General features: G+C 70.6%; 16 protein-coding genes. 6 read left to right on the top strand and 10 right to left on the bottom strand.

What is annotated here, in order from left to right; translation table 11 throughout:
* Position 1: 1 nt before the first annotated feature.
* Entirely contained in the window at positions 2-928 is a 927-nt protein-coding gene (locus tag H566_RS0105820; RefSeq protein WP_028310705.1) for an ATP-grasp fold amidoligase family protein, read from the bottom strand.
* A gap of 328 nt (positions 929-1,256) precedes the next feature.
* On the opposite strand from H566_RS0105820, the gene H566_RS0105815 reads away from it, so the two are divergent.
* The gene (locus tag H566_RS0105815; protein ID WP_028310704.1) at positions 1,257-2,474 is read left to right on the top strand and encodes a glycosyltransferase family 4 protein; all 1,218 of its coding nucleotides are present in this window, start codon (positions 1,257-1,259) and stop codon (positions 2,472-2,474) included.
* Between the two features lie 53 nt (positions 2,475-2,527).
* Here the strand turns inward: H566_RS0105815 and H566_RS29375 are convergent, their stop codons facing one another.
* Genes H566_RS29375 through H566_RS0105800 form a run of 3 tightly spaced genes read right to left on the bottom strand, consistent with a single transcriptional unit; the run spans position 2,528 to position 6,529 of the window.
* Entirely contained in the window at positions 2,528-3,592 is a 1,065-nt protein-coding gene (locus H566_RS29375; protein WP_028310703.1) for an acyltransferase family protein, read from the bottom strand.
* Positions 3,589-5,103, bottom strand: coding sequence for a hypothetical protein (locus H566_RS29370; protein ID WP_028310702.1), 1,515 nt, complete (start codon positions 5,101-5,103; stop codon positions 3,589-3,591). The genes H566_RS29375 and H566_RS29370 overlap by 4 nt, the downstream gene beginning before the upstream one ends.
* 19 nt (positions 5,104-5,122) lie before the next feature.
* Positions 5,123-6,529 carry an oligosaccharide flippase family protein gene (locus H566_RS0105800; protein WP_028310701.1) on the bottom strand — a complete coding sequence of 469 codons (1,407 nt, stop codon included), beginning with the start codon at positions 6,527-6,529 and terminating at the stop codon, positions 5,123-5,125.
* A 310-nt stretch (positions 6,530-6,839) separates the two neighbouring features.
* Here H566_RS0105800 and H566_RS23190 point away from each other — a divergent pair, with 310 nt between their 5' ends.
* A complete protein-coding gene (locus H566_RS23190; protein WP_034410547.1) occupies positions 6,840-7,964 on the top strand; it encodes a glycosyltransferase family 4 protein in 1,125 nt (374 codons plus the stop codon).
* A gap of 107 nt (positions 7,965-8,071) precedes the next feature.
* Complete coding sequence (locus tag H566_RS23185) at positions 8,072-9,208, top strand: glycosyltransferase (RefSeq protein ID WP_051378108.1); 1,137 nt, start codon at positions 8,072-8,074, stop codon at positions 9,206-9,208.
* Between the two features lie 124 nt (positions 9,209-9,332).
* Here H566_RS23185 and H566_RS0105785 read toward each other — a convergent pair whose 3' ends face one another.
* From H566_RS0105785 to gatC, 6 genes are all read right to left on the bottom strand, one after another.
* A complete protein-coding gene (locus tag H566_RS0105785; protein ID WP_028310700.1) occupies positions 9,333-10,229 on the bottom strand; it encodes a polysaccharide biosynthesis tyrosine autokinase in 897 nt (298 codons plus the stop codon).
* 5 nt (positions 10,230-10,234) lie between these two features.
* The gene (epsF, locus tag H566_RS23180; RefSeq protein WP_051378107.1) at positions 10,235-11,668 is read right to left on the bottom strand and encodes a chain length determinant protein EpsF; all 1,434 of its coding nucleotides are present in this window, start codon (positions 11,666-11,668) and stop codon (positions 10,235-10,237) included.
* Positions 11,669-11,704: 36 nt separating this feature from the next.
* Positions 11,705-12,733: an EpsD family peptidyl-prolyl cis-trans isomerase gene (locus H566_RS0105775; RefSeq protein WP_028310699.1), complete on the bottom strand. Its 1,029-nt coding sequence runs from the start codon at positions 12,731-12,733 to the stop codon at positions 11,705-11,707.
* A gap of 543 nt (positions 12,734-13,276) precedes the next feature.
* A complete protein-coding gene (gene gatB / locus H566_RS0105770; RefSeq protein ID WP_028310698.1) occupies positions 13,277-14,767 on the bottom strand; it encodes an Asp-tRNA(Asn)/Glu-tRNA(Gln) amidotransferase subunit GatB in 1,491 nt (496 codons plus the stop codon).
* A gap of 15 nt (positions 14,768-14,782) precedes the next feature.
* A complete protein-coding gene (gatA, locus tag H566_RS0105765; RefSeq protein WP_028310697.1) occupies positions 14,783-16,243 on the bottom strand; it encodes an Asp-tRNA(Asn)/Glu-tRNA(Gln) amidotransferase subunit GatA in 1,461 nt (486 codons plus the stop codon).
* 8 nt (positions 16,244-16,251) lie between these two features.
* Complete coding sequence (gatC, locus tag H566_RS0105760; protein ID WP_028310696.1) at positions 16,252-16,539, bottom strand: Asp-tRNA(Asn)/Glu-tRNA(Gln) amidotransferase subunit GatC; 288 nt, start codon at positions 16,537-16,539, stop codon at positions 16,252-16,254.
* A gap of 390 nt (positions 16,540-16,929) precedes the next feature.
* On the opposite strand from gatC, the gene H566_RS0105755 reads away from it, so the two are divergent.
* From H566_RS0105755 to mreD, 3 genes are read left to right on the top strand one after another with little or no spacing between them, the layout of a single operon-like run.
* A complete protein-coding gene (locus tag H566_RS0105755) occupies positions 16,930-17,973 on the top strand; it encodes a rod shape-determining protein (protein ID WP_028310695.1) in 1,044 nt (347 codons plus the stop codon).
* Positions 17,974-18,009: 36 nt separating this feature from the next.
* The gene (gene mreC / locus H566_RS0105750; protein ID WP_028310694.1) at positions 18,010-19,101 is read left to right on the top strand and encodes a rod shape-determining protein MreC; all 1,092 of its coding nucleotides are present in this window, start codon (positions 18,010-18,012) and stop codon (positions 19,099-19,101) included.
* Entirely contained in the window at positions 19,098-19,628 is a 531-nt protein-coding gene (gene mreD / locus H566_RS0105745; RefSeq protein WP_051378105.1) for a rod shape-determining protein MreD, read from the top strand. The genes mreC and mreD overlap by 4 nt, the downstream gene beginning before the upstream one ends.
* Positions 19,629-19,663 lie beyond the last annotated feature (35 nt).

Genomic DNA, 19,663 nt, shown 5'->3' with positions numbered 1-19,663 from the left:
TTCAGCCGCCCGGCCCGGCCAGCCTCACGTGGGCGCCGAGCTGGAGATCGAGCGAGCGCGGCCGGATGCGCTCCCAGCCACCGCCCGGAAAGCAGGTCATCTCACCGAAATACGCCTGCTCGCCGATCAGATAGAGATCGACGCGGATGAAATCGAAGGGCGCGGCGAGTTTCTCGACCATGTCGCAGACGGCGGCGTAATTGGCCGGCCGCGCGATCGGCCCGCCGCCTGGCAGCAGGCCGCGTACGCCGGAAATGGGCGTCAGATCGGGATGGCAGAAACAGCGGCGGTAATCGCCGAAACGATCGACATGCAGCTGCATCATGAAGATGCGTCCGTTGCCGCAGAAGAATTTCCAGTCGGCCGGCGGCTTGCCTTGATCGCAAAGCATTTCTTCGGCGATCAGATAATGCGGGATCTCGGCATAGACCCATTCGCCGGCTTCACGCGCGTAATCGTAGCCGAGCCAGAATTGCGACAGCTTGTGGAGCACCGAGTGATCGTCGCGCTGCTTGTCGACCAGTGCCGTCATGTGGCTGCCGTGGCTGGCCTTGAGCACGAATCGGCGCGGCAATGAATTCCAGACTTCCTTCGTCAATTGATCGCCGCGCCACAATTGGGCCGGTAATTGCAATCCGCTGGCGTGACGCAGTACATGGCCGCGTACCTGCTCGCGGTCCGACACGATGGCGCGCAAAGGCGTGCGGTCGAACAATTTGAGCCAGAAGATCTTTTCGGTCAGCGTGCGCGGATTGCGCAGATCGGGCAGAAAGCCATGCTGGCGCGCGAAGCGCAGCCGCAATTCAAGGCTTTCGGGAAAAGGCGCGAAAAAGCCTTTTTTCAGCAACCGGCCGAGTCGGGCGGCCAGGGCCATTTCCATCGGCAGGCTGTTGGTTTGCAGATTGCCGGTCGGCACTTTGGCCCTCATGGTCGCTGCTGGGTCGGTAGGTGATGCGGCAAGTGACTGATTGGACGCGAAAAAATCCCGTCACGTGATGCTTTGGAAGCGCTTGCATGCTAGATGCTGGCGATCGCCGGCAGGCGGTTGTTACAGCTGCGAGGGATTTCCCGGCGGCTCTTTCAATGACGTGCCTTGACCGAATGAGGAGGCTGGCCGCCGGCGTCGGGGCGCGAATGGCGGGCCGCCTTTCCGGTGGCGCCGAAAATTGCAACTTTCATCGGGCGGCATTCGAGTTCACGACAATTCCCGTATTGCCATCGGACTGCTCGTGCAGGCCGGCTTGCTGGGGGAATGCATGCGAATCTCGATCATCAATTCCTTTTACTTTCCGAAGGAAACCGGCGGCGCGGAAGTCTCGATCCGGCATCTGGCCGAGGGGCTGGTGAAACGCGGCCATGCCGTGCAGGTGGTCTGTCTGGGCCAGGAAGATTCACACGAGATGATTGCCGGGGTCGAATTGCGGCGGCTTGCGGTGTTCAATGGAAAACGGCATCCCGCATTCGGCAGCGAGTCGCTGCTGCCGAAGGCGTTGTGGCATGCGATCGATTCGTCCAATCCGGCGGCGGCGCATCAGGTGGCCGACGCGGTGGCGGCATTCGAGCCGGATGTGGCGAATGTGAACAATCTTTCTGGCTTTTCGGCGGCGGTATTGCCGGCGCTGGCTGCCTTGCGCATTCCGGTGCTCATGACGCTGCGCGACTATTACCTGACCTGCCCGCGCACCACCCGGCAGCGCGGTGACGGCAATACCTGCGAGAAGCAATGCCGCGATTGCGCCGCCTATGCCTGGCCGAGGCGAATCGCGGCGCGTTCGGTTTCGCATGTGGCGGGCGTGAGCCAGTACGTGATCGACGTGCACAGACGCGACGGTTATTTCACGGGCATCGAATCGAGCGTGCTGCCGCCGCCCATTCCCTGGCCCGAGCGGGTCGCGCCGCGCGTCGGCAAGCCGGCCGTCTGCCGTTTCGGCTACCTGGGCCGCGTCGTGCCGGTGAAGGGCGTGGGGCTGCTCATCGACGAGTTCCGGCGCGCGTGCCATGAGCCCGGCGCGCCGCCGATGACGCTGGCCATCGCAGGCGAAGGCTCGGCCGACCATCTGGCCGAACTGCGCGCGCGCGCAGCCGGGCTGCCGGTGGACTTCGTCGGCCGGGTGCGGCCGGAGGACTTCATGCCGGGCGTCGACATCGCGGTCGTGCCCTCGCTCTGGGCCGAGCCGGCCGGCCGCGTGGTGGGCGAGGCCATGTCCTTCGGCGTACCGGTGATCGGCTCGGGGCTGGGCGGCATGGCCGAGGGCATCGAGGCGGGCCGCACCGGCTGGCGCTTCGATGTCGGGACGCCGGGCAGCCTGGCGGCGGCGCTGCTCGCGGCGGCGTGGCTGCCGGATGCCGACTACGCCCGCTTCTCGGCGGCGGCGCGCGCGGCCTCGGCGGGGCGCTCGGGCGAGGCGGTGGTGGCGGCACATCTGGCGATCTTCGAGCGGCTCGCGGCGTCGGCGGCGATGGCGCGGGCCTGAGCCGGTGGCGGGTCCGGGGCCTTGGCGCGCCTGAGCAGGCGGCGGCGGGCGCTTCAGGCGCCGCGCGCCCGGTCGAGCAGGCCGCCGCGCGGCGCCGGGCCGGCCTCGCCGAGCAGCAGGCTCGCGCGCGCCGAGCGCCGCACGACCCAGCGGCCGAACAGCACAGGCAGCAGCAGCCCGGCCGCCGTGCCGAGCACGAGGGCGGCCGCCGCCGCGAGCGGCGCGCCGTCCACGTCGCCGAAGCGGCGCACCACGGCGGCCTGGATGCCGGCGTGGAAGATCAGCACGATCAGCGAATGCTCGCCGAGCGTTGCAAACGCTTGCATGACTCGGGCCGCGCGCGTCATCCAGCTTGCGAGCGCGAGCGTGAGGCCGATGCCCGCGAGCGCGCCGGCCAGCGCAAGCGGGAAGGGCGCGGCGAGGCGGAAGTTGAGATCGGTGCGCGCGCCGAGGCCGAGCGCCAGGCCGAACCAGGGCAGGGCGACGAGCAGTACGAGCCCCGGCGACACGCGGTCGAGCAGCCCGGCGAGCCGGGCGCGCTGGCCCAGCCCGACGAACAGCAGCATGAGCGGCAGCAGGTCGGCGCTCCAGGGCAGGCCGACCGGCTGGCCGGACAGATTCACGAAGGGGGGCGCGCGAAAGCGTCCGCCCGCGAACACGAGCCAGGCCAGCAGCAGCAGCGCCGCGCCCGCGAGCGCCGCCTGTCGGTGCGACAGCGTGTCGAGGCGCAAGCCGCTCGCTGCCAGCAGCGCGAGAAAGAGCGCGGGCAGGAACCACAGCGGATCCCAGGGCAGGGTGTTGCCGGTGGCCCAGACCAGGCCCGCGAGCACATCCACCACCCGCCAGCCGCGCGTCGCCACGTAGAGCGCGCCGGCCGCGAGCGACACCGCCACGAAGGGCAGCAGCAGGCGCGGCGCGGCGCGGCGCAGGAAGTCGGCCGGCGCGGCCGGGCGCAGCACCCAGCCGCTCAGGAAGAAGAACAGCGGCACATGAAAGAGATAGACCGCACGGTAGGCGTCGGGAAACTGCTCTCGGAAGACCGGGTTGTGACCGAGCACGACGAGCGCGATGCCGAGGCCGCGCGCGATGTCGATGCGGGCGTCGCGCGGGCCGCTCATGTCGGCGCTCCGCGCGGGGTGGCGGGTTCGGCCGGCGGCGCCTGCCAGGCGGTGCGGGCCTGTGCCGGGCGGGCGGCGGCCGAGGCCGCGGGAGCGGCCCGGCCGTCGTGCCAGCCCGGTCTGCCGGCGGCCATGCCCGGCCGGGCAGGCGGTCCCGCCGGCACGCCGGCGGCGGACAGGGGCGCCTCGCCCGCCGCCTCGCCCGCGCGCCGTGCCGCGTCGAGTTGCAGACCGGCCGCCGCGCCGGCGCAGATCCACACCAGCGGCAGCGACAGGTCGGGCATGGCCAGGCACCAGCCGAGCGAGAACGCGATCAGCGCGAAGCCGTAGCCCTGGCCCGTCGCCTCGCGCTCGGCCAGTCCGGCGCGGATCGCGCGCCACAGGAACAGCGCGAACAGCGCCAGTCCGGGCAGGCCCATCGTCGCCGCGAGCGTCGCGACGAAGCTCGATCCGCGCGCGCTGCCCACGCCCGCGCCCAGGCCCCAGCTCTGCGCGAAGCTCTCCCAGGCCATGAGGTTCCACGTCGCGCGCACCTGGCCGGATTCGGACGCGCCCTTGTCGAGGATGAGGCTCTGGAACAGCCGGCCGTCGGCGAACACGAAGTCGGCCGCCAGCCCCGCCAGTCCGAGCAGCAGCAGCGCGATGAAGATGCTGCGCTTGCGCTCGGCCGGTGCTTGGCCGATCACGAGCCACGCCGCCGTCAGCCCGGCCACGATCACGTAGCCCGACGACGCGAGCGACAGCAGCAGCACCGCCAGCAGCAGCAGCCCCGCGCGCGCATGACGCGCCGAGAACAGCATCAGCCCGAGGCAGCCCGCGAAGTGGTAGCCGAGCACCGACGGCTCGATGAAGGTGGACGAGATGCGCCGGAAGCCCATCGCCTGCTGCTCGCCGAGCTGGATCACGCCGGTGTTGGAGTTGAAGAACTCGCTTGGCCAGTAGGCGCCCACGAAGGAGCCGCCCCATTGGTAGAGGCCGACGAGCGCGCTCAGCACCGCGCCGCGCACGACCCATTTGCGCAGGCCCGCCTCGTCGGCGCGGCCGCTCGACACGAAACGCGCCACCAGCGCGAACAGCGCGTAGTTCATGACGAGATAGAAGCCCTGGAACAGGTTGGTGCCCTGGGGCATGACCGGTTCCATGCGCAGAAAGCGCTGGGCGCGGCTCGGCAGCACCAGCACTTCGCCGGCGAACAGGCGCGGCAGCAGCACCGCGCCCGCGACGCCCACGGCGGTGAAGGCGATCAGCGCCCAGTGCGCCGGCGTGAGCGGCAGGTCGCGCGCGCGGCCCGCGAGCGGCATGCGCCAGCGCAGGTAGTGCCAGACGCCGATCGGCAGCAGCAGATAGGCCGGCGCCAGCCCCGCGTCGCGCGCCGCGCCGCCGAGCACGAAGGGCGTGGCGCCCTGGAAGAAGGCCGCCAGCGCCACCGCCGCGAGCCAGCCGCGCATGCCGCGCAGCGACATCAGCAGCAGCACGACGAAGGCGGGGAAGAAGGGGGTGAAGCTGATCATCGGCGGCCTCCGCGAAGGGTCAGTGCCGGTCGGCCGGCGCGGGTGTCGGCGGCAGCGCCGGTGGCGCGCCGGGCGTGCGGGCGGCGGCGGGCGCGACCGCGCGCGCGGTCTCGGGCATGGCGTCGGGCATGGCGTCGGGCGTGGCCGGCGCCTCGGCCGGCACGGGCGCCGGCGCGCGCCGCGCGATGCGCAGCGCCGCCACCGCCATCAGCAGGGCGAGCAGCCCCTCGCCGACGAGGCAGGTCCAGGCCGCGCCGACCCAGCCCAGGCGCGGGATCAGCGCGAAGCCGAGCAGCGCATAGGTCAGGCCCACGAGCCCTTGCAGGCGCGAGCGCACCGCCTGATGGCCCGCGCCCGACAGCGCATCGGCAAACACGAACTGCACCGACTGGATCACCGGCAGCAGCGCCAGCGCGCGGCACATCGGCACTGCCGCCGCGAAGCTCGGTCCGAGGAGCTGCGGAATGAAGGGCGCGAGCAGCCAGGTCGCGGCCGAGGCGCAGATCGCATAAGGCACGGTGAAGGCCAGCAGCTGGCGCGTGATGCCGAGCGTCGCCCTCATGCCCTGCTGGCCGACGCGGAAGAAGCGCACCACCGTCACCTGCAGCAGCGAGCGCACCGGCACGAAGGCCATCACGACGATGCGATAGGCGGACGTGTACGCGCCCAGCTCCGCCGACGCCGCGTAGCGCCCGAGCATGACCTTGTCGGTATCGGAATAGGCCGCGCGCGCCAGCGCGCCGGAAGCGAAATGCCAGGCCTCGCGCAGGCTCGCGCCGATCTCGGCGAAGGACACGCGCATGCCGCCCGCGAGCCGGTGCGCGCACCAGTACGAATAGGCCGCGAGCAGCAGGTTGAGCCCCGCGAAGCCCGCCGCCCACAGCACCGGCCCGCCCGCCGGCCACAGCGCCAGCGCCACGATGGCCGCGATGCGCGCCACGCCCGTGAGCACCAGCCGCAGCGTCGCGAAGCCGAATTCCTCGAAGGCCGTGTGCAGGTTGCCGCACACCGTCACGAGCCGCGTGCCGAGCAGTTCGGCCACGCCGAGCAGCGCCGCGAGGCGCCAGTCCACCGCGCCGCCGTACACCACCTCCGACACGGCCACGAGCAGCAGCGTGAGCGTGCTGCCGACGATGAGCGTCATCACCACCGCGTTGCCGAGTTCGAGCGCCGCCACCTCGCGCCGGCGCGCGCAGCGCATCAGCACGAGGTTGCCGAAGCCGAGGTCGGACAGCGGCGCGGCGATCGTGATGAGCGCGTTGATCGCCGCCACGTAGCCGTAGTCGGACGCGCCCAGAAGCCGCGCGAGAAAGAGGAACTGGATCGCCTGGGTGATGACGAGGCCGATGTTGCCGCCCATCACCATCGCCACCTTGGTGGCGCCCGAACGCTTGAGCCCGCCCGACAGGCGCGCGAGGCCCGTCATCGGCGGACCGCCATTGAAGATGCAGACGCGATCCGGCTTATGCGCGGATGGCGGCGGTGCCTGGAGGAAGGATGGGGCATGCGTCGCTCTTGGGGCCATGGCTTGCCGGCAACGTCGTCGTACCGGTCGGGCCTGATTTGTATCCGCCGTCTGAGCGCGGCTTGCGTCGATACAGTGCGAAAAGTCACGCAAAGTGTACGGATGCCGCTTGCGAAACGCGCCGGTTTACAACTCGCAACCGCAGGGGCGAGGGCAGACACCCGAGGCGCGCCACGGCAGCCGGTGAACCCCTTCCTCCAAGGTCGCCGACATGCTCTTCAATGGTCGTTTCCTAACGCGCCCCGCCACGGGCGTCGATCGTTTCGCGCTCGAACTCATGACCGCGTACGCCGGTCCGCCGGCCGCCGGCAGTCCGGGCGCGGCCGCCCCGGCGACGGGGCGCGCCGCGCCCGCCGGTCTTGCGCCGGCCCGCGTCGCGGTGCCGCCGGGCCGGCTGCGCGTGCTGCCGCCGGCGTTGCGCGAGCGCGTGTTCCGCGTCGGTTCGCGCGGCGGGCAATGGTGGGAGCAGACCGCGCTGCGCGAGGCCGCGAGCGACGATGTGCTCGTGAACCTGTGCAATACCGGGCCGCTGTGGCGGCGGCGGCAGCTGGTCGTCATCCATGACGCGGCCACCTTCGCCAACCCGGGCAATTTCAGCCGCGCCTTCCGCACCTGGTACCGCTTCCTGCTCGGCTCGCTGGTGCAGCACAGCGAGGCGATCCTGACCGTCTCGGCCTTCTCGGCCGGCGAGCTGATCCGCTTTCTCGGTCGGCCGGCGCGCGAGATCGAGGTCATCCCCGAAAGCGGCGAGCACATCCTGCGCGAGCCGGCCGATGGCAGCCTCGGCGAGCAGCTCGGCCTGGGCGGCGGGCGGCCCTTCGTGCTCGCGGTGGGCAGCCAGTCGCCCAACAAGAACTTCGGCGCGGTGGCGAAGGCGATGGCGCTGCTCGGCCGCGACGACGTGCCGCTGGTGGCCGTGGGCGGCGCCAACAAGCGCGTGTTCGCGGGCGGCGAGCCGGCCGCCGACGAACGCGGCGTGATCCGCACCGGCTACGTGACCGACGCCCAGCTGCGCTGGTTCTACGAGCAGGCGCTGTGCTTCGTGTTCCCGTCGTTCTACGAGGGCTTCGGCCTGCCGCCGCTGGAGGCGATGTGCTGCGGCTGCCCGGTGATCGTGTCCGACGCCTCGTCGCTGCCCGAGGTCTGCGGCAGCGCCGCGCTGTACTGCGACCCGGCCGATCCGGCCACGCTCGCGGCCCAGCTCGCGCGCCTGCTCGACAGCGCCGCGCTGCGCGCCGAGATGGCCGCCGCCGGTCGCGCCCATGCCTCGCGCTACACCTGGGCCGCGGTCGGCGAGCGGTTTGGCGAGATCGTCGCTCGCCGTTTCCCGATGTAATCGCGGTCAGGTATCGACCATCAACGTGAAGATGATCACGGAATACTGGTTTCCGTTCTCCCGCTCCGCTTGACGCGGGCGCTTCAACTTCACGGGAGGTGGCTTTCATGTGGCCGAAGGTTCTGCACGTTGCCGAGACGATCAAGGGCGGCATCGCGTCCTATCTCGACGAGATCATTCCCTACCAGGCGGCCCAGTTCGGCGCCGGCAATGTCGGGCTGCTGCTGCCGCGCAGCCAGCTCGGCGAGCTGCCGGCGGCGCGCGGCGTGCGCGTCTGGACCTTCGACGATGACTGCGGCCGGCCGCGCCGGGTGCTGCGCATCCGCCGGATGCTGCCGGCGGTCGAGGCGGAGTTCGGGCCGAACGTGGTGCATGCGCACGGCAGCTTCGCCGGCATCGCCACGCGCATCCCCGGGCTCGCGCCGCGAGCGCCGGTCGTGTACTGCTCGCATGGCTGGGCCTTCGACCGCGAATCGTCGCGGCTGAAGAACGCGGTGATCGCGGCGATCGAGCGGCTGCTCGCGCCGTCGGCGCGGGTGATCGTCTGCATCTCGCGCCACGACTATCGCAGCGGGCTGCGCGCGGGCATCGAGCCGACCCGCCTCAAGCTGGTGGAGAACGGCATCGCCGACCAGGCGGCCCAGGGCGCGACGACGCGCCGCGACGGCAAGTGCACCTGGCTGTTCGCGGGGCGCTTCGACCGTCAGAAGGGCGTGGACATCTTCCTGGAGGCGATGCGCCGCATGCAGCATGAATGCCATGGCGTGCTGCTCGGCGGCACGGTGCTGGCCGACGAGACGCTGGCCGACGTGCCGCCCAACGTGGCGGTGCGCGGCTGGGCGCCGCGCGACGAGGTGCAGCGCGAGATCGCCGCCGCCGATGCAATCGTGATGCCGTCGCGCTGGGAAGGCTTCGGCCTGATCGCGATCGAGGCGATGCGCGCCAGCCGGCCCGTCATCGCGACGCGCGTGGGCGGGCTGGGCGATCTGGTCATCGACGGCTGGAACGGCCGGGTGGTCGAGCCGAACAGCGTCGATTCGCTGGTGAAGGTGCTGCGCGCCTGCAACCGCGCGAGTCTGGCTGGCATGGGCGAGAACGCGCGCCGCTTCTATCTCGCGTCGTACACGGCGCAGAAGCTCAACCGCGCCCTGTTCAGGCTGTATCTGGACGCGGTGCGCCCGACCGAGCCGGCGACGCTGCACGAACGGCACTGGCTCGCGCCGGCCGGGCGGCGCGCGGTGTGATGCGAGGTCGAAGGCCGGCGCGGCAAGGATCTGAAAGCGCTTGCATCGCAAGGCAATGCGAGGCGAGGCAGGAGTCCGGACCGGCGCGTGCGGCCTGCAAGCCTTTGCAGCGAACCGGGGCGGCTCAGTGCTCGTTCATCACCACGCCGAGCATGCGCGCCGGCGACTTGCCGAGCAGCGCGAGGAAGGACTGGAGCTGGGGCACGCGCGTGTGGCCCTTGCGGGCGATGGCGAGCGCGGCGCCGCACTTGGCGGCGATGACGCGCGCGTCGGCGCCGTAGCTCGCGGCCGGCGTGTCGACGATCACATGGTCGAAGCGTGCGAGCAGCTTGCTCAGCAGCAGGCCGAAGGCCGGGCGCTGCACGAGTTCGAGCGGGTTGGGCGGTTCGGTGCCCACGGGCAGCACGAACAGGCTGGGCAGCTCCTCGGCCTGATGCACGGCGTCGGTGTCGAGCCGGCCGGTGAGCAGCGCGTTGCTCAGGCCGATGCTGTGGTCGCCGAGATCGAACACGCTGTGCAGGCGCGGGTGGCGCATGTCGGCGTCGATGAGCAGGGTGCGCGCGCCGAGCTGGCTGTAGGCGATGGCGAGGTTGGCCGCGAAGAAGGTCTTGCCGTCGCCCGGATCGTGGCTCACGACCGCGATCGCGCGGCGCGCGTCGTCGGGCGTGGCGTTCATCATCAGGCGGCTGCGCAGGTCGCGGAAGGATTCGGCCACGTCGCTGAACGGGTCGCTCGCGGTGACGAGTTCGGAGCCGGCGGCCCAGCGCGCCTTGGGCAGATAGGGGTAGTGGAACTGCTGCGACAGCGCCCATAGCACCTCGTCGCCGGTGGCGAGGTCGAGCGCGACGGCGGCTTCGCCGAAGCGGGTGCCGTGGTCGCGCTGGTGCTGGAGGATCTGCTGGATCTGCTCGTCGGACAGCGGCCGGATGCGGCGCAGGATCTCGCCGATGGGGGCGCCGCGCACTTCCTCGGGCAGATCGGTGGGAGCGGGCGTTTCGGCGACGGTGGTGAAGAAATCCATGGCGGTCAGGCGCGGCTGCGGACAAGAAGGTTGCGCGGCGCGGCGAAGCGGCGCAGGGGGAGTCGGCCGACGATGCGGCGCAGGCGCGTGGGCGGCGCCAGCGGCGGCGGGATCACGCCGAGCACCGGCTGGCGCAGCAGCACGGCGATGTCCTCGGGCGTGTGGATGCGGCGGTCGAGCAGCTCGCGCGCGATCGAGGCCATCACGCCGAACATCAGGCCGACGAAGATGCCGAGTCCGAGGTTGCGGCCGAGCTTGGGGCCCGAGGGCACGGGCGGCGTGCTCGCGTACTTGACGATGGTGACGTTGGTCATGGTGTTCTGGCTCGCGAGGCTGGTCTCGCCCACGCGCGCGAGCACCGCGTCATAGGCGCGCTGGGCGCTCTCGACATCGCGCTTGAGCACGGCGGCCTCGTCGCGACGGCTCTTGAGTTCGAGCAGGCGGTTGCGCTGCTCGTCGATGAGCCGTTGCAGCGTGACGATGCGGTCATCGCTCGACGAGCCGTCGACATTGAGCGCGCCGATCACGCGTCTGACTTCGAGGTCGCGCTGCTCGCGCAGCTGGGTCAGCTTGGCGCGTGCCTCGCGCAGCGCGGGATGCTCGGGGCCGAGCCGCTCGGCGAGCTGGCGCGCGTCGGCCTCGCCCTGGCTGATCGCGGTCGTGAGGGCACTCACCACCGGGTTGCTCATCGCCTCGCTCATGACATCGGCATTGCCGGCCTGGCGCAGGCGGCTGCTGACCTGGGCGCCGGCGGTCTGGAGCTGGACCAGCTGGTTGGTGAGGGCGGCCAGGCGGGCGTTCTCGACATCCAGCTGTTCGTCGGTGGTGATGAGGCGGGCATTGCGCTGGTACTCGGCCAGGCGGCTCTGAGCCTGTTCGAGGTTGTCGCGCAGCTGCTTGGCGCGCTCGTCGAAGAAGTTGTTGCTGGTGCGCGCGCGCTCGACGCGCAGCTCGGCCGTGGTGTCGATGTAGGCCTGCATGAAGGCGTTGACCAGCATCGACGCGAACTCGGGGCTGCCCGACACATAGCTGTACGACACCACGCCCGAATCGCGCGAGGGCTTGATGTCGAGCTTGAGCTGGAGCAGATCGGTGAGCCAGCTCATGTAGTCGCCCACGCCCTTGGTGTCGGCTTCCCACTTGGCGCGCATTTCGGCGTCGTTTTCCAGGCCGAGCAGGGTGATGGCGCGCCGCGCGACGCGCTCGCTGCTCATCAGATCGACCTCGGTCGACATGTAGCCGGGCGCGAGCGCGCTCGGCAGCACCACGCCGGCCACCGGATCGGGCGACTTGATGTCGACCAGCACCGCGCCCGTGGCCGTGTACTGCTTGGCGACGAGCTTGGTGCCGACGATGGCGAGCAGCACGGTGATGAAGAGAATCCGGAGGGTCAGCTTGCGATGGACGCGGAGGATGACGAGCAGCTGGGGGAGCGACATGGGCGCGCGGTGCGGGAGGAGGAGTTGTCGTGCTGCTTACTTCAGGCCGTCGAGGCCCTTGCGGAAGGCCGGATTGCTCGCCGACGGGCTGCCGTCGTCGGTGGTGCCGGCCGGGCTCGCGCCGGTCGGCGCCGCGGCGGCCGCTGGTGCTCCCGCCATGCCGCCGTCCGCGGCCGGCGTCTCGGCCGCCGGCACCGCTGCCGGCGCGGCGAACTTGCCGAGATAGGTGACGGGCGTCGCCGCGCGCAGCGCCTTGGCGCCGTCGGCAAGCGCGCGCCGGCTGCGTTCGCCGACCAGGTAGCGCTCGATCGAGGGCCTGGCCTGATCAAGCGACACCGGCGCCGGCGTGCTGCCGAGCACGAACAGCACCGCCGCGCCGCCCGGGCGCGGCTGGACCACGGGCTTGCCGCCCACCAGTTCGGACATGTGGCGCAGCTGTTCGAGCGGCAGTGCCTCGGCAGGGTAGGACGCCTTCTGCACCACCGGATGGCCGCCCTCGGCGATGAGCGCGTCGGCGAAGGCCTGGGGCGTGCGTCTGGTGGCGAGCAGCTCGTCGGCGTGGCGGGCGGCATCCTTGCCGTCGAGAACGACCTGTTCCACCGAGTAGTAGTGGCGGTCGGAGAAAAGCAGCGGGTTGTCGTCGTAGAACTTCTGCACTGCGTCGGCGGTCGGGGCCGCCTGGCCTTGGGCCTCGCGTTCGACCTTCTGCGCATAGGCGCGCGCGAGGATGTCGCGGCGCGCGGCGTCGATCGCCTGGATCACCTGCTGGTCGCGGTCGAGGCCGTCCTTCTGCGCGGCCTGGGCCGCGAGTTCCTGGTCGATCAGGCGTTCGAGCGTGTCGCGGCTCGCGCGTTCGATCTGGTCGGCCGGGATGTTGCCGCGCTGCTGGAGCGCGAAATTGATCTGGTGCACCGTCAGCTCGGTCGAGCCGACCTTGGCGACGGACTGCGTGTCGCCGCCCTTCTTGTCGTCGTCGCCACAGGCGGCGAGCGTGACGGCGAGGCCGGCGCCAAGCGCGAGATGGACGAGGGCGGACAGGGGCTTGCGGAGCGGGAGCGAGGTCATTGGCGAGGAAGGGGCGGCGGACACGCGCCCGTCGGACCTGCCGGTGCGAGGACGGGACGGTGATCGGGAAGTTCGCGATTGCTCCGTCGGCCGGGGATGGGACGGTGACCGGACGACGTCGCGCGGGGCGGCGAGGGCGGAGCGGGCGGATCGAGGGGGACGCGGCGGAGTGGAGAACATCGGGGCGTCGGTTTCGCGCTGACGACGGTCGTCGGGGCATCGATCGGGCCTCGCGCGATGACGTTGTGTGACAGGCGCGGGCAACGAGCGCCGGATTATCAAGGCCCGCCCGGTATCCGCGACCGGCCTCCACCGCCTGAAAGTCGCGGAACGAGAACTTTGACGCACTGCGGCAGCGCGCGTGGTTTGCCGCATGCTTTCAAGAAAAAAGAGGGCGGACGCTTTGTCTGCGTCCGCCCTCTTTGCTTTGGCAGATGGCCCCGGACACCGGGGCCTGCCATCCGCCAGACGGTGGCCGGTGGCAGGGTCCGGGCGAGCCGCGCATCGCCCGACCGGCCCGGTCGGCGTCCCTGCCGGGCCGCGTCAGCCCGCGAGCTTGCGCTTGAGGATCTCGTTGACCTGCGCCGGATTGGCCTTGCCCTTGGTGGCCTTCATCGCCTGGCCGACCAGCGCGTTGAACGCCTTCTCCTTGCCGGCGCGGAACTCGTCCACCGACTTCTGGTTGGCGGCGAGCACCTCGTCGATGAGCTTCTCGATCGCGCCCGTGTCGCTGATCTGCTTGAGGCCGCGCGCGTCGATGATGGTGTCGGCGGCGGCGGCATCGCGGTCGTCGCCCGACCAGATCGCGGCGAACACTTCCTTGGCCGTCTTCTGGTTGATGGTGCCGTCGAGCACGCGCGCGACCAGCCGGCCGAGCTGGGCAGCCGAGACGGGCGCGGCGGCCACGTCGATGCCGTGCTCGTTGAGCGCGGCCGACACCTCACCCATGACCCAGTTGGACGTGGCCTTGTAGGCGGCGGGCGCCTCGGCCTTACCGGCGGCATCGGCCAGCGCGGCGCGCGCGGCGGCTTCGTAATAGGCGGCGAGCGAGGCGCTCGCGGTGAGCGTCTGGGCGTCGTACTCGGGCAGGCCGAAGTCGCGCACGAAGCGCTCGCGCATCGCGCCGGGCAGCTCGGGCAGCGTCGCCTTGATCTGCTCGATCCAGTCGGGCGTGATCTCGAGCGGCAGCAGGTCGGGATCGGGGAAGTAGCGATAGTCCATCGCGTCTTCCTTGCTGCGCATCGAGCGTGTCTCGTCGCGGTCGGGGTCGTAGAGGCGGGTTTCCTGCACCACGCGGCCGCCGTCCTCGATCAGCTCGATCTGCCGGCGCACCTCGTAGTCGATCGCGGCCTGGAGGAAGCGGAAGCTGTTGAGGTTCTTGATCTCGCAGCGGGTGCCGAATTCCTTCTGGCCGAGCGGGCGCACCGAGACGTTGGCGTCGCAGCGGAACGAGCCTTCCTGCATGTTGCCGTCGCAGATGCCGAGCCAGGTCACGAGCGAATGCAGCGCCTTCGCGTACGCCACCGCCTCGGCCGACGAGCGCAGCTCGGGCTCGGTCACGATCTCCAGCAGCGGCGTGCCGGCGCGGTTCAGGTCGATGCCCGACATGCCCTGGTAGTCCTCGTGCAGCGACTTGCCGGCGTCTTCTTCCAGATGCGCGCGCGTGAGGTTGATGGTCTTGGTGTAAGGCTCGCCGTTCTTCGGCGTGACGACGAAGCTCATCGTGCCGCCCTGGACCACCGGGATCTCGTACTGGCTGATCTGGTAGCCCTTGGGCAGGTCCGGGTAGAAGTAGTTCTTGCGCGCGAAGATGCTGCGCGGAGCAATCTTTGCCCCGATCGCGAGGCCGAAGCGGATCGCCCGCTCGACCGCGCCGCGGTTGAGCACCGGCAGCACGCCGGGCAGGGCGAGGTCGATGACGCTCGCCTGGGTGTTGGGCTCGGCGCCGAAGGCCGTGCTGGCCGGCGAAAAGATCTTGCTGTCGGTCGAGAGCTGGGTGTGGGTCTCGAAACCGATGACGACTTCCCATTGCATGGCGGCGTCCTTTCGTCAGAAGCCGGCCGGCACGCGCGCATGCCAGTCGGTCGCAAGCTGGAACTGGTGGGCCGCGCCGAGCATGCGGGCCTCGTCGAGATGGTTGGCGATGAGCTGGAGGCCGACCGGCCGTCCGCCGTCGCCGAAGCCGACCGGCAGGCTCATGCTCGGCACGCCGGCGAGGCTGCCGGGCACCGTGTAGAGGTCGGACTTGTACATCGCGACCGGGTCGGACGACTTGGCGCCGATGTCGAAGGCCACGGTGGGCGCGACCGGGCCGGCGATGAGGTCGCACTGCGTGAAGGCGCGCTGGAACTCGTCGGCGATCAGGCGGCGCACCTGCTGGGCCTTGATGTAGTAGGCGTCGTAGTAGCCGTGGCTGAGCACATAGGTGCCGATCATGATCCGGCGCTTGGGCTCGGCGCCGAAGCCTTCCGAGCGGCTGGCCTTGTACATCTCCAGCAGGTCGCCGGCCTTGGCCGAGCGATGGCCGTAGCGCACGCCGTCGAAGCGGCTGAGATTGCTCGACGCCTCGGCCGACGACACCACGTAGTACACGGGGATGCCGAGCGCCGACACCGGCAGCGAGATCTCGACGAGTTCGGCGCCAAGCGCCTCGTACTGCTTGAGCGCCTCGCGCACGCGCGCTTCCACGTCGGGCGACAGGCCTTCGCCGAAGAACTCCTTCGGCACGCCGATGCGCAGACCCTTGACCGGATTGGCGAGCGCGCGGGTGTAGTCCTCGCGCGGGCGGTCGAGGCTGGTGGAGTCCTTCGGGTCGTGGCCGAGCATCGCGTTGAAGACGAGCGCGGCGTCCTCGGCGGTGGCGGTCATGAGGCCGGCGGTGTCGAGGCTCGACGCGAAGGCGATCATCCCCCAGCGCGACGGGCGGCCATAGGTCGGCTTGACGCCCGTGACGCCCGCGAAGGACGCCGGCTCGCGGATCGAGCCGCCGGTATCGGTCGCGCTCGCGACGGGCGCGAGCCGCGCCGCGACGCAGGCCGACGAGCCGCCCGAGCTGCCGCCCGGCACGGCCTTCTTGTCCCAGGGGTTGAGCGTGGGCCCGTAGGCCGAGTTCTCGTTGCTCGACCCCATCGCGAACTCGTCGCAGTTGATCTTGCCGAGCGTGACCATGCCGGCGGCGGCGAGTTGCTCGACCACCGTGGCGTCGAAGGGGCTCATGTAGCCCTCAAGCATCTTGCTGGCGGCGGTGGACGCGAAATCGCGCGTCACGAAGATGTCCTTGTGCGCGATCGGGATGCCGGCGAGCGGGCCGGCGTTGCCGGCGGCGATCAGCGCGTCGGCGGCGGCGGCCTGCTTCAGCGTGACTTCGGGGCGCACGTCGAGGAAGACGTTGAGATCGCGGTTGGCGTCGATGCGGTCGAGGTAGAGCCGCGCGAGTTCGACGGCGGAAACCTCTTTTTTGGCGAGCAGCGCGGACAGCTCGGCGACGGTCTTGCGGGCGAGATCGGACATGGCGGCGCTCATTCGATGACCTTGGGGACGAGGAAGAGGCCGTCCTGGCGGGCGGGCGCGTTCTTCATGGTGTCGTCACGCGGGATGAGGGTCTGGTGCTCGTCGGCGCGCAGGCGCTGGGCACCGCCGAGCGGATGGGCCATCGGCTCGATGCCGGTCGTGTCGATCGCCTGCATCTGCTCGATCAGGCCGAAGATGCCGTTGAGCTCGCCGAGCATGCGTTCGGCATCGGCCGGGGTGATCTGGATTCGCGCCAGGTGCGCGATACGTTCGACATCGGAAAGCGTGAGCGACATGGGCTTGGCTGCGGTTGTCTGGTGAGGAGGCGGCGGCCGGAAGCTGCTGCCCGCCGGGGCAGGTCGGGGCGGAGGCCGCGCTTGCAAGCGCTTGCCCGATGCCTGCGGTTGCGGGCGGATGACAGCAGATGACGGGCGGAAGCGCGGGCCGTGCGCGGTCCGGCGGCCGGCCGCGCACCCGTCTGAAACCGGCGCGCGGACACGGGAAAAACCAGGGGTTAGGGTACCATTGCGCGCTTCCGCGGACGGCGGGCGCCCGGTGCTGCATCTCTTGCGCGCGGCTCGCCTGTCCTTCGATCGCACGCGGGCGTCGATGGTGTCCAACCCCTTCCGTCGCGCGTGCCGGTGCCCTTCTCAAGCCTCGGCGCCCTCCCTCCACGGCAGGACCACATGCTCGGTTTTCTCTCCAAGTACTTCTCGAACGACCTCGCCATCGACCTCGGCACGGTCAACACGCTCATCTATGTTCGCGGCAAGGGCATCGTGCTCGACGAGCCGTCAGTGGTGGCGATCCGCCAGGAAGGCGGCCCCAACGGCAAGAAGACGATCTGCGCGGTCGGCAAGGAAGCCAAGCAGATGCTCGGCAAGGTGCCCGGCAACATCGAGGCGATCCGCCCGATGAAGGACGGCGTCATCGCCGACTTCACCGTCACCGAGCAGATGCTCAAGCAGTTCATCAAGATGGTTCACCCGGGCAGCATCTTCGCGCCCAACCCGCGAATCATCATCTGCGTGCCCTGCGGCTCGACCCAGGTCGAACGCCGCGCGATCCGCGAATCGGCGCTCGGCGCCGGCGCGAGCCAGGTGTACCTGATCGAGGAGCCGATGGCGGCGGCGATCGGCGCCGGCCTGCCCGTCAGCGAGGCCAGCGGCTCGATGGTGGTGGACATCGGCGGCGGCACGACCGAGGTGGGCGTGATCTCGCTCGGCGGCATGGTCTACAAGGGCAGCGTGCGCGTCGGCGGCGACAAGTTCGACGAGGCCATCATCAACTACATCCGCCGCAACTACGGCATGTTGATCGGCGAGCCGACCGCCGAGGCCATCAAGAAGGAAATCGGCTCCGCCTTCCCCGGCTCCGAAGTGAAGGAGATGGAAGTCAAGGGCCGCAACCTGTCCGAAGGCATTCCGCGCAGCTTCACGATCAGCTCCAACGAGATCCTCGAAGCGCTGACCGATCCGCTCAACAGCATCGTCTCGGCCGTCAAGAGCGCGCTCGAAGCGACGCCGCCCGAACTCGGCGCCGACATCGCCGAGCGTGGAATGATGCTCACCGGCGGCGGCGCGCTGCTGCGCGACCTCGACCGCCTGCTCATGGAAGAAACCGGCCTGCCGGTGTCCGCCGCCGAAGACCCGCTCACCTGCGTGGCGCGCGGCAGCGGCATGGCGCTCGAGCGCATGGACAAGCTCGGCTCCATCTTCACCTCCGAGTAACCCGCGCAAGGCGGCCGCAAGGCCGGACTCGACGGCATGGATCTGCAACCGCCGCCGTTCTTCCGCCAGGGCCCGTCGGCGCTGGCGCGGCTCATCTTCTTCGCCGGTCTGTCGATCACGCTGATCGTGGTCGACGCGCGCATGCACACGCTCGAGGCGCTGCGCGTGGCGGTGGGCACGACGCTCTATCCGCTCCAGCGCGGCGCGCTCTGGCCGACCGAGGTGGCCCGTACCGTCATCGGCCATTTCGAGGAGGTGGCCACGCTGCGCAGCCAGAACGAGCAACTGCGCCTGCAACGCCTGGCCGACGCGACCCAGCTGCTCCAGATGGAAGAACTGAGTGCCGAGAACACCCGCCTGCGCGCGCTGGTGGATGCGCGCGCGCGCGCCGGCATCGCCACGCTGATGGTCGAGGCGCTGTACGACACGCGTGACCCGTTCGCGCCGCGCGTCGTGATCGACCGAGGCAGCCAGGCCGGCGTGAAGGTGGCCGAGCCGGTCATCGATGAATCGGGGCTCGTCGGGCAGGTGGTGCGCACCTTCCCGTTCACCTCCGAGATCGCGCTGGCGACCGACCGCGACCAGACCACGCCGGTGCAGCTGCGCCGCACCGGGCTGCGCACCCTGGCCCAGGGCGGCGAGGAGCCGGGCACGATCGAACTGCGCTTTCTCGCGGCCAATGCCGATGTGCAGGAGGGCGATCAGCTCGTGACCTCGGGACTGGACGGCGTGTATCCGGCCGGCCTGCCGGTGGCCAAGGTGCGCACGGTCGATCGCACGGCCGACCCGACCTTCGCGCGCATCATCGCCGACCCGATCGCGCGCATCCGCGGCGCGAGCATGCTGCTGGTGCTGCGCGTCGAGGCCCAGCTGCCCGAGGGCAGCGATCCCAATGCCGCCGCCGTGCTGCCGCCGAGCGCCAAGTCCGCGCCAGCCGATGCCGGCAAGCCGGCCGAGGCGCCCAGGGAGGCGGCGAAGGAGGCGGCGAAGGAGGCGGCGATGGCGCCGGGCAAGGGCGTGCCCGAGGTCAGGAGCGCCGGTGGCAAGGATGCCGCCCGCGCCGCGCCCCGGCCCGCGTCCCCGGCCCCCGCCGCAGTCTCTCCCGCCCCCGCCGGAGCCCGCCCATGAACGCCGTCGGCGACGTCCCGCGCCGGGACATCATTCTTCGTCCGGCCTCGCGCATCTTCATCTACGCCTCGCTGCTCGGGCTGCTGCTGCTCGACCTGCTGCCCTGGGGCAGCCGGCTGCCTGTGCCGGACTGGGTCGCGCTCGGCCTCGTGTTCTGGCATGTGCACCAGCCGCGCAAGCTCGGGCTGGGCGCGGCCTTCGCGCTCGGTCTGGTGATGGATGTGCATGACGGCGCGCTGCTCGGCCAGCATGCGCTGTCGTACACGCTGCTGTCGTATGGCGCGATCGCGCTGCACCGGCGCGTGCAATGGTTCAACCAGTTCGGCCAGATGATCCATGTGCTGCCGCTGCTGCTGATCGGCCAGCTCGTGATGCTGGTGGTGCGGCTCGCGGCGGGCGCGAACTTCCCGGGCTTTGCCTACTTCGCGGCCAGCCTCGTCGCGACGCTGCTCTGGCCGGTCGCCAAGCTGCTGCTGCTCGCGCCGCAGCGCCGCGCGGTCGATCGCGACGAGAACCGGCCGCTGTAAGCCGATGCCCAGCCGCTTCACCTCCGCCACGGCCG

Source organism: Derxia gummosa DSM 723 (genome assembly GCF_000482785.1).
GTDB classification, from domain to species: Bacteria; Pseudomonadota; Gammaproteobacteria; order Burkholderiales; family Burkholderiaceae_E; genus Derxia; species Derxia gummosa.
This window is presented reverse-complemented; position numbering and strand designations above follow the sequence as displayed.